Genomic DNA, 15,281 nt, shown 5'->3' on the forward strand with positions numbered 1-15,281 from the left:
TATTTTATGATACAACCTGAAGTAAGCTCTAGGTCAATAGATTTTGCAACTTTTTACATAAAGTTCATAATTTTTCTGTGACAGTTTGCATTTCAGGTACACTCTATTTCTTATCGGTATCATCATACTCCCATATTGCTTTCTATGTCCAATACCTATTATTATGGGTTGCTTAATGCCTTTTAAGCATAATCTGTTTCTATATCACAATGCAAAACAGATCTGCTGTATTCTGGCAGACCTACTTTGCATTATGATATAGCTTAAATCTGTTTGATAAGATTCAACTCTTTCTTGGATAATGCTTTTTTTAACTTCTGGTTTTCCTTTATTAGATTCTCATTTTCGCTTTTCAGTTTCTGTAGCTGTTGCCGGAGCAGATTCATTTCCGCTTCCATCGCCTGACTGATAATGTTTCTCCTTGGATCCACCATACCAGCCTGCTGTTCCATTGCTGCATCAATCTCACCTCTTACAATCGGATTCTTGTAAAAGAATCCTCTAGATAAACCAGTCTTTTGCATCAGTGCTGGTACGGACACCTTTTCTCTCTCCAACACCATTGTCCGTATTGTCAGGACTGCCCGTTCCACTTTTTCTTCGCTCTTTCTTTTATTCAATTCCAGCATCTTGTCGTATTTGCTCATATTCTTCTCCCCATCCGTCCAGACTTGCCAGTATAATCTGTGACATAGAATTTCTAACTTCTCTTGTTTCATCTGCCATCCGCTGATTGCTCATTTTTCGGTAATATTGGACACTTCGTACTCCCTTATGTCCCAGGAGCTTCGCTATCGTCCAGTCATCCACATGGAGTTCCGTTAATTTTACCCCATAGCAGTGCCGGAACATATGCGTTCCAAATCCGAATAAGTTTCCGCTGTCATCCCGGATATCTTTTTCATAAATCATTCGAAGCACTTTATCCTGCAAGGTTTGGTAACTGATTGGTCTCTCCGGTTTGTTCTCGTCCGCAAAGATATAAATGCTTTCAGGATAATGCTCATTTGCATAACTGACTGCCTTTCCAATCAGCTGTGCCAGCTCCCGGCTGATCGGTTTTTCATATCTTCTTGTTTTCGGCTGGTATATGATAATCATATCCTGACGGTCATGTTTATAAAGGCAGTCTTTCCGCAAGGTCAGCGTGTCGGAAATTCTGGTTCCAAGCATCTGGTGGATGATCATTGCCCTTGCTATCTGCTCTTCCATTTTTACAATCTGGGCATTCAGTCTTTTCAGCTCACTGTCCGAATAAGATTTGAATTCTGCTTTCCGTTCTGGCGGAAAATCAGATTTTAAAAACAGTTTTGTAAGATGTGGAAAATCATAAATTTTTCCGATTGTTTCCAGCACATTTCGAAGCTTTAGCAGGTCATCCCGGATGCCATTCCCTCCGTTTGATTCTACCTTGATGTTGATTAAAAATTGTTCTATGATCTCCCGGTCAATCTCTTCGCAGGTGCTGATCTTGGAATGCTTTTCATCCAAATACTTTGAAAATTTATTCATTGCGGACAGTTCACGTTTTATACTGCCAAGGGCTTCGGTTTTCAGATGATGGTAAATTGCTTTTTTTACTTCTTCCCGAATATCTGGTTGCCGGATTCCTCTGAAATTTAGTGTCTTATGGTTGACAATCGGATTTGTCCGCAGGATAAGCGGAAGCCTTTCCAGATGCCAGATATCCTTTGCCAGCTCATTGGTTTCTGATCGGTCCAGTGTAAATTCCAGAAGGCTTTCAAAATACCGGATCAGGGCAGCTTTTTCCACCGATTCAGTCTGAATGTTCGTCACTTTATGCTTCGTCAAAGCCCTACCGTTTTGTATCATCCACATTTTCAACTGCTTTATCCAGAAGTCTTTTTCTCTGTCAAGCAGGCTGTTTTCCTGATGGGATGACTTCTGAAAAAATTCACATAAGCTGTTAAAATAATGCCTTTCCCTTTTTATGGTCAGGATGGATACCTGCGTTCCACGGTAGTAAATGTATTCGACAAATTCTGTCTGAAGCTGGTTTTCCGGCAGTTTATCCAGATCAAAATATTGTTCCTTATTCAGCTTTTCCTTTTGCTCATCGGTAGCCAGCTTATAACATTCCAGTTGTTGGAATTTCAGTTTATTATCCATGCTTCTCTCCTTTCTGCATACAGGCAAGCAGGCTGTTTTCCTCTTCCTCAAAGTATGCGTCATTTTCTTTAGCAATTTTTCTTGGCATATAATCTATATACTGCATGGTCATTTCCTCAAACGTATGTCCCAGATAGTCCCGGATGCTTTGGATTGATACGCCATGCTCATAAAAATTGGTTGCTACGGTATGTCGGTAATCATGAGACTTAAAAATATATTCTCCATTCTGTATGCCTATCTGGGAGCAGTATTTTTTCATCTGCCCCATGAAGGTGCTTTTGGAAAATGCTCCACCTTTCCGATTCCGAAAAATGTATGCTTCTTTTTTGGTAGGGTGCTTTTTCAGATAAACCTGCATCAGACGATACAATGTTACCGGAATGGGAACCCTTTTATAATTTTTCATTTTCACCTGGTAGACCTTCATCCAGCAGTCACCATTCTGGATATAATACGCATCCCCTTTTAAGGTGCAGACCTCACTGATCCGGAGTCCCACACACCAGAGATGTAAAAACATCATTCTCAGGTGTTCAGGAAACTGTGAGAGGTTTTGGATAATTTCCATATACACATCCTCTTCCACACTTCTGTCATGGTGGACTGGGATCTGTTTTTCCAAGTAATACGATGCATAAAACGGAACCTTTTTTATATACCCCTTTACTTCCAGAAATTTCATAAAAAACTGTATTCCCGAAACATTGGTATTAAATGTCTTTGCTCCCATAGCACCATTCTGCAAATTCTTTAAATATACATCAATCAGGCTGGCATCACACTTGGTAACTTCCAGTTCGCTGATCTCCTGCAAAAAATTTCGAATGGTTCGGAATCTTTCGTACACCGTGCTGAGCGCCAGTTCTCCGATTCCAATTTCGTACTTCATATATTCCTGAAGCAGCAATCGATTCTTGGGCTGTAGAACTTCCTGAAATGATATTTTTTCTATACTGTCACTCTGGTTTATTCTTTCTTTGGCAATACGAAACCGCTCTAAATACCAGATGGTAGCATCCCATCTTGTTTCATCAGTTTCTATAAAAATCACTTTACGGGCAGTTTCCACAATGCTCTTCAGTCGTTTTCGCCGTTGCTCTTTCTCGACTTTCTGCTTCAGGTAGTCCTGAAATGCTGTTTCCTGTTCCAGCTCCAGAAGCTGGATATCTGTAATCTGCTCCCGGATGCAAAATTCGTAAAAAAGCTGTAGCCCGGTCAGTTTATATTCCCTCAGTCTGGAAATTTCATAATTCTTCAGAATATATTCCAGCACGGTAAAAATCTGACGTTTCAGTTTCTCACTGGCTGCCGCTTTAAAATTCCAGACCATGTTGCTCCGACACCGTACCGTTTCCACACTCTTTACGATTACAGGATCTGAGTGGTATGGAACAAAAAGTATTTCATTTTTATATTTCCATTCACATTCCCTCTGTCCAGCCGGAGTTTTCATCCGTTCCCGGATGTACGCCTGCCGTATCCGGTCGAACGTTCCGGTATATCGGTAAATGTAATTTCGCTTTATCAGCGGTGTTATGTATAATTCAAATTTCATTCGCAGTTCATAATCTATTTCCGAAAGATGTTCTACCATCTCATCTGCCAGAAACAGCAGAATCTGTTCTGTAATGGAACTTCCTGCTTCCTCTTTTGCAAACTCCCGGATTTCTTTTCGTAGCTGCTCAATCCGCCTGCTCCGTTCTTGTTCTGCCTCTATAAAAGACTGTAAAAACGCAGGCATAAAAACCACCTCCTATAGCAATTCCTCAATCCCATACAGGGAGGAGTGTTTCTCGTAGAATTCCTGGCTGGCATCCAGCAGTTCATCATCCACAATGTCCAGATAATTGATGGTTGTCTGGATGTGGCGGTGTCCATAGGCCAGCTGTATCAGTTCCAGCGACCATCCTGCTTTTCTCCGCTCATTTCCAAAGTAATGCCGGAGCATATGAGGCGTGATCTTAATCCCTGTTTTCTTATCCATTCTTTTTAGCATGGAGTATACTGCTTCCACGTTCATTGGTTTTCCGATATTATCCCCGGAAATATTCACAAACAGGCTTGTCTGGTGCTGAAGTAGTTTTCGGTACTCTGCGATATACAGATTTAAAAAGCCGAAGGTATCTTTGCTGATCTTCGCACTTCGGTATTCTGCATTCTTTGCTCTCGCTCCATTTTCATTGTCCTCACGGAAATATACCCGGATTATGTGGTTCTGATAATCAATGTCCTTACTGTAATCAATTCCTAAGATCTCACCGATTCGGTAGCCTGTCTCTGCCAGAAGCAGCATGAGAAGCCGATCTCTTATATTGGTACACGCTTTCAAGATTTCCACAATTTCATCTTTCTTTGCTGCTCTCGCCTTATGCTCTTCCTCTTTTAAATAGCCTTTGAAACTCTTTGATCGTATGCTTTTCTTTACGCCTACTGCATCCACGGCTACAAAATAATTATAGGACAGGACTTTCAGCTCCCCGAACTGCTGGTACTCTTCTTCTATAAAAAGATAGAACCTGAACACATCTCTTAAGTATGCGTTGCAGGTTCCATTGTTTGGAGATCTGTGATTTTTATCTCTGGTATGCTTCCCGGCTTTCAGCCAGTATAAAAATTCCACAAAGTGATTTGTCTGTTCAACATAAGGCATTTGATATACGTCTGTCAATTCCTTTTTCTTTTCATGGATGTATTCCAGATAGTACAGGATTGCAAGTGCGGAGCGCCGCACCGTATTCGGTGAACATTTACTCCGTATCTTGTGCATCAGATATTTGGTTGGAAGCAGGACGATATCCAGTGTTTCCACATCTCTGATAAAGAAATAAACGGTGGAACCCTCTCTTTCTTTTTCCAGTTCATATCGTCTCATTCCTGCTCACTTCCTTTCCTCTAACGCTATACACAGTATACCCAACTCATGCCGATAAAGCTATCACAAATACCACCAATTCGGTCAAAACCGCTCCTGAAATACCACTAAACTTTTTGTCTTATTTTCTGTCCAGATCTGGGCAGAACCAACAACACCACGGATGTTATCAGCTGTAGTAACGCTCCACTTTCCGGCTTCGGATAAAGTCCTCTACTTCATCGATTTTTTCTGCCATCTGGCACTTTGGCAGGGCGTCCAGAACATCTCCCCGGTACTTTCCTTTCTTTGCCGCTCGGTGGTCTAAAATGGACACTACACAGGTGTCCTGCTCCGTCCGGATCGCCCGTCCGAATCCCTGGCGCAGTTTCTTCTGCATATCTGGAACAACAACATTTTGAATGTAGGATTCCAGTGATCGGTATTGTTCCCTTTGTGCTTCATGGATGGGGTCCGGTACAGCAAACGGCAATTTTACAATGATCAGGGACGATACCATATCCCCCGGAAAATCCACACCTTCCCAACAGGAGCCGGCTGCAAACAGAACGGCATTTTCCATCTTCTTAAACCGTGCGATTTCTTCCTGTGAGTTTCTCCATACCTGCACCATCGGGAACGGGATCTGATCCCGCAGGAGCTGCTGCACATTTCCCATCAGGGTATAAGATGTAAACAGTACCAGTGTATGCCCGTAAGTGGAACACACCAGATCACGGATCTGGCCTGCAAGTTGCTCGGCCTCTTCCCGGCTTCCCTTGAGCGTCGCTTTTAAATTCTCAGGAATATAAAGCAGACAGTTCTCTCTGTAACAAAATGGGGATTCTGCTACACACTCCCGGACTCTGCTTTTCTTTTCCAGCCCGGTCATCTGTCTGGTCCTTACAAACCCATTTCCGGCTTTTAAAGTTCCACTGGTGAGAATCGAGGGAAATCCCCTGTCCCATAAGGAATCATGGAGAAACCTTGGAATCTCTCTGCTAACAGCCATAAACACAGGATCTCCCCTGCCGTCTGGCTGAAGAAATAAAACGTATCTGGTATCCTTCTTCAGAAACCAGCCGAACAGCTCTTCCATCTCTTCCAGCCGCCGGAAGATCCAGTAAGGGACATTTCCAGCAAGTCTTTTAAGCATAAGACTGAGATTCCCCCTTACCTGCTCCAGAGAAGATCGGCACTTTGCCGGAAAATAGAAATTTTCTTTTCCAGCTATGTCATCTCCCATCCCGGCCTGATCCTTACGGATTTCCATTGAAAGTGTATTAAACCAATCCTGTAGTCTCTTACCTTCCGAACTTTTATGCTCCCTGTTTAAGAAATACGAGATTTCCTGCACATCCTCTCTTCCAATACTTCTCCCATCCATCTGGCTGGCAGCTTCTGGGAGCTTATGTGCTTCATCTACTACCAATGCTCTGTAATCTGCCAGCAGAGGCCGGTATTCATTCATCCGGTGCATGGCGTCTGCCAGAAGATAATTGTGATTGCATATCTGTATAAAAACTTCCTCTTTTTTGGAAACATCCAAATATTTCTGATAACGGCATCCTGCTTTCCCCGGACACTCCCTGGGGCAGAATTTCGGTACGCACACCAGCCTGCGGTCAAAACCGCTCAGGTTATGTACGGAATCTAAATCAAAGTTATGCCGGAGGGACTTCAATGCCTCCATCTGTGCCTGATTTTTATTCTTATCCCGGACTGCCTCCAGTCTTTGGGCCAGCCTGTAATCGCACACAAAATGTTCCTTTCCCTTGCGGACAACTGCCTTTAATTCTCCCTGAAGCAGATCTGCTTTTAACAGTACATCCGATAAAAAAGGAACATATTCCTCTATGATGGCTTTCTGTAAGGCGATACTGGAAGTGGATACCACTACAGACCGCCTGTCACATCCCGAATAACCGGAATGCAGTACACTATATTTCCGCATCAGGATGCAGGCTGTCAGATAGGCATAGGTCTTTCCGATGCCGACTCCTGCATCACAGAGCGTGATTTCGTTTTTCATAAGGGCATCCAGCATTTCATGGCAGAGACGGATCTGTTCTTCCCTTACATGAAGCCCGGCTTCCGGGAGAAGCTCCCGAAAGATCTGTTCCACTTCGCCATGTGCCCTTTTCTGATATTCATTTTTATAACACATTACTTCTCCTTGCCAGAAAGCTTATCTTACCGTACCCTTACGGACGAGTCTGGTCGCTTCCGGTGTATTCTGTCCCTGTTCCTGCATTTTCTTTATGGCAGCATTCCCTCTTGCCATCATCCTTCGGATATCCGTCCGGGAAACATTCCATGTCCTTACTTTCTGAGGAGCTTTCCTTACCTGCTCGGACAAATGGCATTCACAGAGTTTCGGATATACCACCATTGCTTCCGGTAATTCCAGCGGATACTCGATCATGGGATGGTACACAATATCCCGGATCACCTGCTCATAACATTCCATCTGCATTCTTGCCGTACTGTCCTGATAGATATTTTTCCCTTTCATGGCACTGTAGACCTGCGATGAGATGTATCCCAACGCTTCAAAACTACAGTACCCATACGGAGTCACGCCGGAAAGGGAATCCGGATCTTTTAAGGCATTCAGATAAACTTCTTTTCCCTGGGCGATCAGCCACATCCGAAAATCGGAAAAACTGTCATCACTGCACCCTGCTTCCATCATAATACCTGCCGCTGTCCATAAGCCGTACTTATAAGCCGCATCCCGGTAACTGTAAACAAGATTGTGGAATTGGAGGACATCCTCCGGTGTCATATAGAAGAGCTGCTGCTTGATCCACACTGCCGAAGCATCCAGATCGGTGCCGCACACTTCCTTTGCTTTTTCAATCAGATTCCAGAATTGATCCTTGCTCATTCCACTTCTTTTTGTTTCTTCCATCTGTTCTCTCCCCTTGATGTGACGTTAATACCACAAGAATACGGCTGTAGTCTCCCACAGCCGCATGGTATCTGATATCAACGACACACTTCTTCATTGATTTCTTTTTATCTTGCTGTTCCGCATTTGACCTCGCACCCCCGGAACCATCCCTGTTTTTCTTCTGGGAAAGGGGACACTACAGGCGGGCGGCTGGCCTGCCGCCGCTCACAGATGTCCTGGGGGTCTTTCTGATTACAACCCGGAGTCCATCTTCCGCTCTCTGGCTGGTAACGTGTATCATTATCCCCCATCCGTGATCCTGGCGAAAGGCTGCCACCGCCTTATTCACAGCTATGCTTTCTCGCTCCAAGTCTAAGAATCTTTACCCTATACTTAATCATGGCGCTCATACTGTCACGCTTCTACGGTTGGGAACGTACCTGTAGTGCCGATATTCACTTGCCAAAGAACAGCCGAGGGATGTCCCTCTGCTTACTAGCCGATGGCAGTGTATTTTTTTATTCACTTCACAGAAAAATTTTTTATCGTGCTTCCCCGGATCTGTTTTTCTTTTTTCCTTTTGCCGGATTCTTCTGCTGTGCATCCTTCTTCCGACTTTCCTTCTGCTCTTTTTGTTCCTGCGGTGGCATCTTCATCACATGAAGTTCCCCGTTAAACAGGGTGAAAACTTCCGGTGACTGATATTTTTCTTTAAACTTTTCAATCTGCTCCGGTGTCAGCGAAGTAAAATCATCTTCTGTCAGTCCTACCACAAGGAATGTTCCGGCAATGGCATCATAGACCTGTCCTCGGTCATCGTACAATGCCCGATTTAACGGCAACCCCTCAAATTTTCCATTGCCGTTTAAAAGAATTCCAACCTCATCCTCAAACGGATAAGTCATCTCAATGTCACCGCCTACTGCCTGCTGCAGATCTTCCAGCTCATTGGGGATGCTTTTGACATAGGGTGCTTTCATCGGCTCGACTACCAGTACCGTCATCATTTCTTCCTGCATTTCGGACACTTCTTTCTCATCCATCGTATCAATCCTCCTGTCTATTCGTTCTGATAATCAGCCGATGAGAGCCTTTTGTTTTATTCAAATTTCATGGACTTTTTGATTTTCTCCCGTAACCTCCGCAGTCTTGTATAAACAGTCTGCTCCGGCAGTTCCATGTGATGGCTGATCTCCTTTGGTGCATATCCCATCATCTTCAGAACAACCATCTGAAGAGTTTTCTTGTCAGTCGATAACAGGATCTGGAGCAATTCCTCATTCTCCACGGTATCGAGCAGGGCTTCCACACTCTCTGGCTGAGACTCTCCTGATTCTTTTTCTTCCAGAAGCAGTTCCATACAGTCCAGAAGTGAGGTCTGATGTTCCCGGAATCTCCGCTCTGCGTTAAAATCGTTCCAGTCATACTCCCGGAGCTTCTGGATCGTCTCTTCATCCACACCCTGCTCACGCAGGATCTTCTCTTCCTCTGCTTTCCACTGGTTCCATCTATATTCTTCTTTTGCTTTGTTATAAGCCACTTATCTTTTCCTCCGATCTGAATTTTTGTGAAATCAAATCGGAGTGTGGCGGTGATCTGGCTCGTTCTTCCTGTCCACAGGAATGGCCGGCATCTCTGCTGTTTCCCTGCAAACACGGATCTCCTTTGTAATCATATCTTTACAAAAGCACAGTGTATCGGATGCACCTGTCAGTTAACGGTCAGAAACCTGTCAATTGACGGTCAATTTTTATCACCTTCTTTCCAGCACAAATAAAATAAGACGAACAACATTATTTGTAGTGGATGTTACCGCATTGAATATAAGATTTTGTATAATGCGAATACACGCCTTTCTGTCAGCATTAAGATAGATGTCCATATTAGGTATTTCTATTTGGGGTTCAATTCCATTAACGCTGAAAATCGAATAATTGTCTAGCAGGATTTCAGTAAGCAATGAGCATAGCTCAACCTTTTCATAGTAAAATGGATATTGTCCTGCTTCTAAAAGAGAGATTTGATAAAAGTCATCTATGAGACGTTCTAATCTCAATGCTTTTCCGGATAATGCTGAAATATATTCCGCTCTTTTTTCATCAGGCGCACTTGATAGAAGTTGCAAATATCCGCGAATGGAAGTTAGTGGTGTCCGTAAATCATGAGAAAGGCAAGAAATATTCTCTTTTAATTCATTCTCCTTTTTTTGAATTTCGCCCAGATAAATATTATCTTTTGATACAATCTGATTTATGATTTCAACCAAATGCTCTAACCGCCTATCAGATAAAGACACTGTAACTAACTTTTTCGTTTTTCTATTCAGAATAGCATTTAGTTGGACGATTACTTTATATATCTGTATTTTCCAGTTAATTAAAGAAATTGAAAGGATAATGACCAATGCTATCAGAACAAGAAACATAATCGCCCAACCCATATTCTACCTCCCTTTTACTTGATTTCTTTTCTAATCATAATAAGACCGCCAACAATCAAAAGAGAAATGCACCCTATGAAATAGAATGGTAAATGCTCAATAATACCCATTGTGCGACAAGAGCTGAAATTCATCCAATAGTACATAGGATTTCCATATACAAAAAATTTTAAGGGTATTGAAACCGTCTCCATATCACTCCATAGCATTAAGTAAACAGACGCTCCACTGAATACATATAAGCAGCAAATCCCTGTTACAATCCCTGTATTTTGAATAACGACACATAAAAAAATAGAAATGCTTTCTAATGCTAATAAAACCGTTCCGCAAGCAAGAGCCCATCCCAAAAGGTTTATTACTTCACTCGCAGTTGGAATGTAACCGGATTGTATGATTTCAATAACGAAAAATGTAGCTACAAAAATCAGATACGTTATCAGAGACACCACCAATATTGTAATCGCTTTGGTGTAGTAGAGAATAGTTCGTTTAGTGCCGTATGCAACAGATAATTTGATTGTACCCGTATTATATTCTTTTGTAAAAAATATGGTTGCAAATAAAATGCCAATAATCCAGAAAAAGGCTGTATATGCAAGAGATGAGCGGGCAACAGTTTGAAACGTTGGTATTTCACTAGATAGATAACACTTAGCTTGAAATCCGATTACACTTTCTGTTCCATCTCCGGCTCCAAAAAAAGTCATGTCACCAAGTGCAAAAGAGACCATTATAAAGCTAAAGATTATCTAAAGCTCACTTTGCAAATCGGTAACCCAAGCCCCATATGGTCTTAATTCGGCAGCCTTCGCCCTTTAATTTTTTTCGTAAGTTACTTATATGTGTGTTAATGACATCATTATCCCTTGCAAATGGTTCTTGCCAAATACTTTCATAAAGATTTTGCTTAGAAAAAACTTTATCAGGATATTTCGCCAGTAGTTCTACAAGTTGATACTCTTTTGCTGTAAGCACAATAATTTCGTCTGCAACAGTAACTATTTTTGAAGATGTATTAATGGAAAGTTCTCCAAAGGTCAAACAAAGATTGGGAGTATCTTTTTGACTTCTTAGCAAATTGCGTTCAATTCGCGCTAGTAATTCGTCCAAATCAAACGGCTTTGTTAAATAGTCATCAGCACCCAAGCGTAGCAGTTCGACTTTGTTGAATGTTAAACTTTTTGCAGAAACAACAATTACAGGTACGTCTGAAAATTTTCTGATATTTCTAATTAACTCATCTCCACTGATAAAAGGAAGCATTAAATCTAAAATAATTAAATCTGGGGATAATTCTTTTATACGTTCAATCGCATTTGCACCAGTAAGTGTGAAGAAGACTTGATAATTGTACTTTTCCAGATGGTCTTTTATCATAACGCAAATTTCTTTATCATCTTCGATAATTAAAACATTATTCATGTTGAAACTCCTTTCTGCGTCTATCAGTTGGCTTTTCCACGTCTTTTGGTATCAGCCACATACTACCAAATTTTGAAACGCCCGGTATGCGCTCCCCCTCACAAAGTTTCTGCACCCGTCTTTCTGAAATGCCCCATTTGCCCGCTGCTTCTGCACAAGACATATATTCCATAAGCCACCCGTCCTTTCTTCAAAGTTTATCAGTATAATTATATACGGTATGGCGAATAATAGCAAGTGCGGAAATAGGCATTATTTAGGTTCGTTATAGGAAGTATATAGACATATCCAAGAAGAAAGGGGAACAGTAAAATGTAACTGGGTGAATGAATATGGCAAAAAGACCAGTAGAAAAGTACGACTTCAAGGCTTTTGGGCAAGCAATAAAGAACGCGCGGAAAGAGCGCAAAGAGAGCCGCAAGAAAGTAAGCGACGAAATGTATATTTCCCCGCGTTACCTTGCAAACATTGAGAACAACGGGCAGCACCCAAGTTTACAGATTTTCTTTGAGCTTATGCTGCGCTATCATATATCCGTAGACCAGTTTCTTTTAGATACGCAGCCGGAGAAAGACACAAAGCGGCGGCAGCTTGACGCGCTTCTTGATGATATGAGCGATACAGGCATACGGATTGTCACCGCAACGGCAAAAGAGATTTCCGAAGTCGAAAAAGAGGGCGAATAGGAATGTCCGGCCTAAAACTGAATAGGATTTAGGAAGCGTTGTAATCTTTTTTGAGATTGCAGCGTTTTTCTTTTGCGTAAGTTTGGCAAAACGGGGCTTTCTGTTGTAATAGGGAGTAAGAAAAAACTTTCATAGCAAGCATAGGAAGCGGGTACCCACTTCCGTATTTTCGCCCTCCTGCGCTGCGACGCGTCGGTTGAAAATGGCTTATTGGGAAGTATCCCAAACCCTCGGAATGGAAAGGAGCGAAAGCATGGACGGACGCAAAAGAACGGTACAAATCAAATTTAGAGTAACAGAAGCGGAACGGGATTTAATTCTTGAAAAAATGAAGCTCGTCCCCACCCGGAACATGGCGGCATATCTTAGGAAGATTGCCATTGACGGATACATTATCCAAGTAGACCATGAAGCTGCGGCAAAGGCACTCAAAACGGCGGGCATTACAAAGCTCCCCAATCCCGCCACGCTGCAAAAGGAATATGAAGCACTCCAAGCGCAGAAAGAAGCCCTTTACGCCGATTATGGCAAGCTGAAAAAGAAAGTCCGGGAATATGACGTTATCAAGCAGAACATAGACAGCATTTTGCAGACAGGAAAGCAGCTTGCGGATAGAGGGCTTTTTCTCCTGCGTCAGCTTCTTTGCGGAAAATTCCTTAAAAGCTGCGGTCAGCACGTCAGCGTCGCGCCCTTTGAAAAACACAAGGTAGCGGGGCGGGCTTTCCGTCGTGTCCTTTTTCAGCGCAAAGTCGATACCGTACTTTTTCGCCGTACTCTCAAAGGCTTTGATATTGCCCTCGGTAATCTCAATGTTGGAAACGCCCGCGTTCTGCTTCATAAGCTGCTTCAAAGTCTGTTTGCCCTGCGGCGTTTTGTCTTTCTGCTTCTTCATCTGTGCAAGCAGCGTTTTCATAGCCTTTTGAAGCGTCTGCGCGGTCAGTTTCCCGGTCTTGATGTAAAGGGCTATGGTCTTTTCGTTGATTTCATCTTGCATTTACCGTCCTCCTTTCGCGGTAGTCTGATAATGTTAGGGTGGTACGCCGCTGCGGTAGCCGCCCATAGGCTTTAGATACGGACGCGCAAGCCGTTCAAATCCTCGGCGCGGATACCCACAAGGTACCATTCCTGCGCCGCGCTCATTTCAATACGGGTCGGCTTCCATTTGCCGCCTGTGAATACGTCGAAACACTCCCCGCAATGCAAGCCGCCGTAATAGTCGGCAATGTCAAAGCGAATGTCGTAGCGGTCGGTCTGTTCGTCAAAAATCAAAGCTCCTGTTTTCTGTGCCATGTGGTAATCCTCCTTTAGATTTTGCCTGTCGCCATATCGTGTGCGACAAGGGCGGTATAGTAGCTGTCAATGGTATTCGGCGCATTGAACAGCACCGCTTTAAGGTACTGTTTAATGTTGCGGATTTTGGTGGTATTCTCTTTCATGCAGTCAAAGACAAATTCAATGTGGCTGCTGTTGAGCTTCATAAACTTTGCCTTGACAAGCTCTGCCGGGTAATCGTCCCCGGCGATACGGATTGTCTTTCTCTTGCTGCATACCGTTTCAAGGATAATCGAAACAATTTCGTCTAAGCGGTCTTTGTCTACCTGCCCGTAGCGTACAAAATGGTCGTACTCGATATTGTCCTTGATGATTTCCTCATAAACGCTGTATGCGTCTGTCGCTTCCTTTCGTTTCCGTTCCGGCGGCGTAGCCGCTTCCCCGTCGTAAGGCAAGGGATTTAGGGAATGGATAGGAATGGAATCGGTACTTGATAAATCCGTATTTGATTTTTCTTTTTTTGGTAAGTCAGTCTTTTGTATATCTTTATTTAATTGCGTTGGATTTTCCAACGTAGGTTTTTCCTGCGTAGGTTTTTCCAACGTTGGATTATCCAATGTAGGTAAATCCGATACAGGCGAGGTCTGCGGCTGCTCAAAGATTACATAGTCTGTGCCGCGCAAGCGTCCTTTCTCGTCGCGCTCCCTTGAACGCACGATATACCCGGCGCGTTCCAGTTCCTTAATGGCTTCCCGGATAGCGTCGATTTTCTCCCGGTTGATAAAGGACAGCCCCGCAAGGGTGTAGTCCCAATCCTCCGGCAAGGACAGCATTTGCGATAACAGCCCTTTTGCCTTTAGGGATAGCTCCTTATTGCGTAAGTGGTGGTTGCTCATAACCGTATAGCCTTTGTTGCGCTCCACTCTGAAAACTGCCATAGCTTCATCACTCCTTTGCTGCATACCTGTTACGCAATAGAAACGCGATTTTGAGGGTTTAGGTATCAATCCCTTATCCGCTGAAAACCGCGCCCGCAAAGCCGCATAAATCAAGGGCTTTTTCCTGCCTACTGCGTAACAAAGGGCATGAAAAAAGCGGCGTTCCTGTTCTTCCTTGTGGGAAGTGAGAAACGCCGCCTGTGCGGTGCGTTATTCTGCTTCTTCGGCTATGAGGTCTTGTATGACTTCGCCAAAGTCTGCCGTAAAGGAAAAAATGAAGTATTCCAAAACGGCGGGGTCTGCGTCCATAGGCTCGGCTTCCTCGGAAAAGGGCAAGCCCATAAGCCCATAGAGCATTTTTATGATTTTGAACAGCTTTCCCCGGTCGGCGGGGGTGTTCATGGTAACAAGTACGTCGGTCAAGCGGTTTACGGTTTCCATGTCGCCGCCTGTCGTTACCCATACCATTTCTGCGAATGGCTGCGTGATTGCTCCGGTTACAAGGTTTACCTTATCCTTGCTGATTTCGCCGGACGGGAGTATAATACCCTTGTCTAAAAGTACGTTTTTCATGTCGTCCTCCTATAATCTGTGGTGCCAAAATGGTGCCCGGTCTTACAAAATCATCTTATGCGGAGAT

16 protein-coding genes and 2 pseudogenes are annotated in these 15,281 nt (G+C 43.4%); 2 read left to right on the plus strand and 16 right to left on the minus strand.

Annotation, left to right across the window (positions count from 1 at the left end):
- Positions 1-263: 263 nt before the first annotated feature.
- From I2G42_RS10970 to I2G42_RS11025, 12 genes are all read right to left on the minus strand, one after another.
- Entirely contained in the window at positions 264-647 is a 384-nt protein-coding gene (locus tag I2G42_RS10970; RefSeq protein WP_015533403.1) for a DUF6262 family protein, read from the minus strand.
- Complete coding sequence (locus I2G42_RS10975; protein WP_117638859.1) at positions 613-2,130, minus strand: tyrosine-type recombinase/integrase; 1,518 nt, start codon at positions 2,128-2,130, stop codon at positions 613-615. Before I2G42_RS10975 ends, I2G42_RS10970 begins: the two co-directional genes overlap by 35 nt.
- Positions 2,123-3,874, minus strand: coding sequence for a tyrosine-type recombinase/integrase (locus tag I2G42_RS10980; RefSeq protein ID WP_055153009.1), 1,752 nt, complete (start codon positions 3,872-3,874; stop codon positions 2,123-2,125). The genes I2G42_RS10975 and I2G42_RS10980 overlap by 8 nt, the downstream gene beginning before the upstream one ends.
- A gap of 12 nt (positions 3,875-3,886) precedes the next feature.
- Complete coding sequence (locus tag I2G42_RS10985; protein ID WP_015533399.1) at positions 3,887-5,005, minus strand: tyrosine-type recombinase/integrase; 1,119 nt, start codon at positions 5,003-5,005, stop codon at positions 3,887-3,889.
- Positions 5,006-5,174: 169 nt separating this feature from the next.
- Positions 5,175-7,151, minus strand: coding sequence for an ATP-dependent DNA helicase (locus I2G42_RS10990; protein WP_117638857.1), 1,977 nt, complete (start codon positions 7,149-7,151; stop codon positions 5,175-5,177).
- Between the two features lie 21 nt (positions 7,152-7,172).
- Positions 7,173-7,898 (minus strand): DUF4240 domain-containing protein, encoded by a 726-nt coding sequence (locus I2G42_RS10995; protein ID WP_055057434.1) that lies wholly within the window; start codon positions 7,896-7,898, stop codon positions 7,173-7,175.
- A gap of 524 nt (positions 7,899-8,422) precedes the next feature.
- Positions 8,423-8,923, minus strand: coding sequence for a DUF3846 domain-containing protein (locus I2G42_RS11000; protein ID WP_025577040.1), 501 nt, complete (start codon positions 8,921-8,923; stop codon positions 8,423-8,425).
- 56 nt (positions 8,924-8,979) lie between these two features.
- A complete protein-coding gene (locus I2G42_RS11005; RefSeq protein ID WP_055057436.1) occupies positions 8,980-9,420 on the minus strand; it encodes an ECF-type sigma factor in 441 nt (146 codons plus the stop codon).
- Positions 9,421-9,633: 213 nt separating this feature from the next.
- Entirely contained in the window at positions 9,634-10,320 is a 687-nt protein-coding gene (locus I2G42_RS11010; protein ID WP_243277172.1) for a sensor histidine kinase, read from the minus strand.
- A gap of 14 nt (positions 10,321-10,334) precedes the next feature.
- Positions 10,335-11,030 (minus strand): ABC transporter permease, encoded by a 696-nt coding sequence (locus I2G42_RS11015; RefSeq protein ID WP_243277173.1) that lies wholly within the window; start codon positions 11,028-11,030, stop codon positions 10,335-10,337.
- A 49-nt stretch (positions 11,031-11,079) separates the two neighbouring features.
- Positions 11,080-11,745 (minus strand): response regulator transcription factor, encoded by a 666-nt coding sequence (locus I2G42_RS11020; protein WP_014081151.1) that lies wholly within the window; start codon positions 11,743-11,745, stop codon positions 11,080-11,082.
- Positions 11,738-11,917: a MerR family transcriptional regulator gene (locus tag I2G42_RS11025; RefSeq protein ID WP_015533991.1), complete on the minus strand. Its 180-nt coding sequence runs from the start codon at positions 11,915-11,917 to the stop codon at positions 11,738-11,740. Before I2G42_RS11025 ends, I2G42_RS11020 begins: the two co-directional genes overlap by 8 nt.
- Positions 11,918-12,077: 160 nt before the next feature.
- On the opposite strand from I2G42_RS11025, the gene I2G42_RS11030 reads away from it, so the two are divergent.
- Entirely contained in the window at positions 12,078-12,431 is a 354-nt protein-coding gene (locus I2G42_RS11030; RefSeq protein WP_055057438.1) for a helix-turn-helix domain-containing protein, read from the plus strand.
- Positions 12,432-12,684: 253 nt separating this feature from the next.
- Positions 12,685-13,035, plus strand: a pseudogene (locus I2G42_RS17100) (plasmid mobilization protein); the annotation flags it as partial.
- On the opposite strand, the pseudogene I2G42_RS11045 reads toward I2G42_RS17100, so the two are convergent.
- From I2G42_RS11045 to I2G42_RS11060, 4 genes and pseudogenes are all read right to left on the minus strand, one after another.
- Positions 13,012-13,425 (minus strand): annotated as a pseudogene (locus I2G42_RS11045) (PcfB family protein); the annotation flags it as partial. The pseudogenes I2G42_RS17100 and I2G42_RS11045 sit on opposite strands and share 24 nt — an antisense overlap.
- A 71-nt stretch (positions 13,426-13,496) precedes the next feature.
- Complete coding sequence (locus I2G42_RS11050) at positions 13,497-13,721, minus strand: DUF5348 domain-containing protein (RefSeq protein WP_002584988.1); 225 nt, start codon at positions 13,719-13,721, stop codon at positions 13,497-13,499.
- A 14-nt stretch (positions 13,722-13,735) separates the two neighbouring features.
- Entirely contained in the window at positions 13,736-14,641 is a 906-nt protein-coding gene (locus tag I2G42_RS11055; protein ID WP_055057439.1) for a DUF6017 domain-containing protein, read from the minus strand.
- Between the two features lie 210 nt (positions 14,642-14,851).
- Entirely contained in the window at positions 14,852-15,214 is a 363-nt protein-coding gene (locus I2G42_RS11060; RefSeq protein ID WP_002584990.1) for a hypothetical protein, read from the minus strand.
- Positions 15,215-15,281 lie beyond the last annotated feature (67 nt).

Origin of the sequence: Fusicatenibacter saccharivorans, assembly GCF_015557635.1 — a bacterium.
Taxonomy (GTDB): domain Bacteria; phylum Bacillota; class Clostridia; order Lachnospirales; family Lachnospiraceae; genus Fusicatenibacter; species Fusicatenibacter saccharivorans.